This is a genomic window from Sphingobacterium sp. UBA6317, from assembly GCF_002440385.1.
GTDB lineage: Bacteria > Bacteroidota > Bacteroidia > Sphingobacteriales > Sphingobacteriaceae > Sphingobacterium > Sphingobacterium multivorum.
This window is the reverse complement of sequence record NZ_DJTD01000057.1, coordinates 1-3,926: the sequence shown is the minus strand read 5'-3', so window position 1 is coordinate 3,926 and position 3,926 is coordinate 1. Positions and strand designations below refer to the sequence as shown.

The window sequence follows — 3,926 nt, the reverse complement described above, 5'->3', positions numbered from 1 at the left end:
TATCGGCGTTTTTCGCCGATAATAAAGAAATATATAAACAAGTAAGTCTTTTCGAAAAACAAGCATAATACCGTTATTCCTGATTTTAGAGAAATGGATGTAAAAAACTCATATTGATATCATGTTATCTGAATTGACTCGCCGAGATCCTCCGCTCTACAAAAAATACACCGATTGTTGCCAGTCACCTAAGACAACCGGAGCATCGCCAATGGCCAAAATCGATCTTTTGATGCCATCGATCTCTTGCTTATCCAATTTGTTTTTCAGCCTTTGCAAGCGGACCTGATTTCGCCCGCTGGGCTTAATCAGCACCAGATCGGACACATCAAACTGCAAAGCGCCTTTGATAGGATCGTAAAACTGCTCATTGGCAAAACTCAGTGTATTAAAAATACTGATCTTGGTTCGTAAAAGCCAGTCTCCAGAGGTCAGATAAAATGCAAAAGCATTCCTCATCTTGACATGTTCTTTAATACAGTAGCTAGCCACCTGGTGCACAGGCATAACTTTTACGGGAAGCCGTAATAATCTGTAATTTTTTATTCTTAAAATTGACAATATTGTAAAATGGATTGCAATAAAACTCAAAACACATTGATTTTCAATATTTTATTACATAGCTTTAATTAAATCATTAACCCAATCAAATACTGATATTATGGAATACAAAGTAGTACCTTTTGTAGCATCGATAGACCCAAGGACAGGCACATCGGATCAAGTAGCAGAACAATTAGAAAACCTGATTAATCAGGGTGCATCAGGAGGATGGAACTATGTGAGACTAGAAAGCGTCACAACTTATGTACATGCCGAAAATGGTTGCTTTAATAATAAACCTGGATATACGACGGCAAGACAGATGGTGGTATTTTCAAGGCCATGAAGTCTCTCCTATTGACCGCGATCCGGTTGTATTGGTTGATCATCCCACCGGAAAGAAGACGTAAGTGTATATTTAGGCATAGCTGCTCTAAATATGTATTTGACGTAACTAAACATAAAGGCTTTAGGGCAGGTAGGAAAGCATTGCTTTCACGCATGAGAACCTGTAATGGTCACTTTGACATAATCACGGATTATAAAAGTGGTGAGCGGATGATGTACCTGAAAGGCAGTGTAGTGGTTGGCGAGGCGGAGATCGCGGAGAGGTTGTTGTAAATAGTTTAGGGATGGAGCTGGAAATTTTGTCACGGAAGTTACATATAATAGCAAGCCTGGTATTTTCTCTTCGGAACTTAAGTTTCAGATTTTTTAACAAGATTGAAGAAAAACGTGATTGAAGGCTGTCGATGATAGCAGACTGGTAGACGTACGCGCTATTTTAAGTTCTTCAAGTTGTTTCCAGATCTGTGGAAACAATACCTCATATTCTTTCTTCTGGTGATAGTAGTGTCCGTTATTGCCAAGGTTGATCAGTTTCAGACCTTTTTCTGCTGAGAAAAGGTTGATCAGGAATGCTTCTAGATGCAGGGTAACGGATTTGTTGAACAAATGCGAATAGATCGCATGTCGGATTAATAGATCTTTCTTGCTGTCGTGTCTATTATGGCTCGAAAAGCGGTTCTTGATATCGATAGATTCACCGATATAGATTGACCTTTTATCGTTGAGCAGATAAACAAGTGCGCTGTTATAAAAATCTAGTTTGCTATCTGTATCCTTAACCTCTTCTGTGCTACCGACGGGAACAATATGAACTTCTTTAATATCCAATTCTGACATGCGTTATTAATTACAGTTCATTATACTTTTTAGCAGTTCCCTTGGCTTTTTCTACAGGATATTTTTCATTGTTGAGTTTCATCTTGTCCTCCACGATCTCCTTAACATCAAGTCCGTGCTTATCGGCAAGTAATAGCGCATACATTAGTACATCGGCAAGCTCATATTTCAACTTGTCAGGATTGGCATCTTCATTTCCTTTCCACAGAAAAAGCTCCAGAAGCTCAGACGCTTCAATGCTCAACGCAACTGCGAGATCCTTAGAATTGTGAAACTGTTCCCAATCTCTCGCATCTCTGAATGCTCTGATCTGTCCTATTAACTGCTGAATATCCGACATGATAAAATCCTTTAACTAAAAACTGGCCTTTGTCCAAATATCCGAAATGTTGTTTAGGAATGAAAGGAAAAAGCCACATCTCTCGATGTGGCTCTACAACATATATATTTATTTGAGATGGCTCTTATTTATAAGAATTGATCGATTTGGATACGTTCCAATCATTGGCCACACGCTCCAAGGTAACTAAATCTGTTTTGGTGAAGTTTTCAAATTTCAACGTTACTTTAGCCACCATATAGTCTGCCGATTCCTCGATAATATCGGTGCTCACTGTGCAGTTTAACTTTTCGCCTTTTTGTTTTTTCAAGGATTTAACCACTTCGCTACGGCTGTTAGACTGCGCACTGGCAGCTTGGAGCTTTTGGTTGAAATCTTCTGCGAATAACTGCTCTACTCCTGCTGATTCTCCCTCCGTAGTTACCGCAACATAGTGCTCTAAAGCGAAATCTGCTGTAGAAAGGTTAATGTTAGTTTTTGTTGCTTTTGCTCCAGGTCCTTCAGCTGCCATAGCGAAAGTTGATACTGCGATTAAAGCTGCTGCTGTGAATGTTTTTACTAAAGTTTTCATAATGTCTTTATTTTATTGTGTTAGTTCTGTTGTGGAATTGCAACTTAAAAGTGGAGACTTTTTATGCTGCTAATTTCTGTTTTGATCGGTAGAACATTTCCATTTCATTTGGCGTTCTATATCCAATTGCAGAATGTATCCTTTTGGCGTGGTAAAATCCTTCAATGTACCTGAAGACCTCTAGCTTTGCAAGCTCCCTATTAGGAAATTTATGCTGGTATATGCATTCTGTTTTCAGTGTTTTGAAAAAGCTTTCAGCTACAGCGTTATCCCAGCAGTTACCTTTACGGCTCATGCTCTGTTTTATACCGTTTTTATTTAGCATAAGCTTAAACTCATCACATGCATATTGAATCCCCCTGTCGGAATGAAATATCAGTCCCGGTTTTATCCCTCTGTTTTTTATAGCCATTGCCAGTGCCTTAACAGTGGTATTCCCCGCAGTCATGTCATTACTAAATGACCATCCGACAACTTTCCGATCGGCCAGATCAATAACCGTAGTAAGGTAAGTCCACCCGGAAGCAGTCTTTATATAGGTAATATCACCAACCCATTTTTGGGATAATGCACCCGCTGAAAAATCTCTACCGAGGAGATTTTCAGCTATAGCATAACTATGGCTGGAATCGGTGGTCACCTTATATTTCCTTCGTATTTTTTACTTCTTAAATTCAATTTCTTCATTAAGCGAGCTACATATGATCTGGATACCAGCTTGTTCTTTTTCTTCAGTTCATGGGTAATGCGGGGGCTTCCGTATATCTGACGGCTGTTCTCATATTCCTGTTGTATCAGAGCAGATAATTCTGCTGTCTTTTTTTCTCTGTTACTTTGTGGCCTGATAAGCCACTTATAAAATTCGCTGCTGCTAACTTTAATTGTATTGCACATCTTTTCAACTGGAAAGGTGTTTATATGTTCACGTATGAACTCGTATTTTCTCAGTCTCCCTTGGAAAAGATGGCCACCGCCTTTTTTAAGATAGCGTTCTCTAATTCTGCATCCCGTAATCTCCTCTTTAGTTCCCTGATTTCTTGCTCTTCAGGACTCAATTTGTCGTTTTTAGGCAATACGGTACCACCATTATATCTGGGATCCATGCGCCATTTACTTAATCTACTGGCATCCATGTCCTGTTCTTTTGCTGCTTCTAATACCGACCCTTTGCTGTAAGAAAGCTCTACTGCCATTTTCTTAAAGGAATCGTCAAATACTCTTTTCATCTGTTAACAAATTTAAATCTATTTTTCAAATCTGTCTCCACTCAAAGGTAGCAACTCCAGA

Annotated in this window: 9 protein-coding genes; 2 read left to right on the top strand and 7 right to left on the bottom strand. The window is 39.1% G+C overall.

Features of this window, described 5'->3' with window-relative positions; genetic code table 11:
• Positions 1-156 precede the first annotated feature (156 nt).
• Positions 157-459, bottom strand: a complete 303-nt coding sequence (locus B3E92_RS19315; RefSeq protein ID WP_286897971.1) for a hypothetical protein — start codon at positions 457-459, stop codon at positions 157-159.
• Between the two features lie 202 nt (positions 460-661).
• Between B3E92_RS19315 and B3E92_RS19310 the strand changes: the two genes are divergently transcribed.
• A complete protein-coding gene (locus tag B3E92_RS19310; protein WP_070570510.1) occupies positions 662-889 on the top strand; it encodes a hypothetical protein in 228 nt (75 codons plus the stop codon).
• Positions 886-1,164 carry a membrane protein insertion efficiency factor YidD gene (gene yidD / locus B3E92_RS19305; RefSeq protein ID WP_286897970.1) on the top strand — a complete coding sequence of 93 codons (279 nt, stop codon included), beginning with the start codon at positions 886-888 and terminating at the stop codon, positions 1,162-1,164. Before B3E92_RS19310 ends, yidD begins: the two co-directional genes overlap by 4 nt.
• A gap of 93 nt (positions 1,165-1,257) precedes the next feature.
• Here the strand turns inward: yidD and B3E92_RS19300 are convergent, their stop codons facing one another.
• The 6 genes from B3E92_RS19300 to B3E92_RS19280 all read right to left on the bottom strand — a co-directional run bounded on the left by B3E92_RS19300 (position 1,258) and on the right by B3E92_RS19280 (position 3,865).
• Entirely contained in the window at positions 1,258-1,728 is a 471-nt protein-coding gene (locus B3E92_RS19300) for a GIY-YIG nuclease family protein (RefSeq protein ID WP_286710094.1), read from the bottom strand.
• 10 nt (positions 1,729-1,738) lie between these two features.
• A complete protein-coding gene (locus tag B3E92_RS19295) occupies positions 1,739-2,068 on the bottom strand; it encodes a nucleotide pyrophosphohydrolase (RefSeq protein WP_286710095.1) in 330 nt (109 codons plus the stop codon).
• Between the two features lie 124 nt (positions 2,069-2,192).
• Positions 2,193-2,639, bottom strand: a complete 447-nt coding sequence (locus B3E92_RS19290; RefSeq protein ID WP_286710096.1) for a nuclear transport factor 2 family protein — start codon at positions 2,637-2,639, stop codon at positions 2,193-2,195.
• 61 nt (positions 2,640-2,700) lie between these two features.
• On the bottom strand, positions 2,701-3,297 hold the full coding sequence (locus B3E92_RS19285) for an IS3 family transposase (protein WP_083295920.1): 597 nt from the start codon (positions 3,295-3,297) through the stop codon (positions 2,701-2,703).
• A complete protein-coding gene (locus B3E92_RS24390) occupies positions 3,276-3,533 on the bottom strand; it encodes an IS3 family transposase (protein WP_414713063.1) in 258 nt (85 codons plus the stop codon). The genes B3E92_RS19285 and B3E92_RS24390 overlap by 22 nt, the downstream gene beginning before the upstream one ends.
• 50 nt (positions 3,534-3,583) lie before the next feature.
• Positions 3,584-3,865, bottom strand: a complete 282-nt coding sequence (locus B3E92_RS19280) for a transposase (RefSeq protein ID WP_286897969.1) — start codon at positions 3,863-3,865, stop codon at positions 3,584-3,586.
• Positions 3,866-3,926 lie beyond the last annotated feature (61 nt).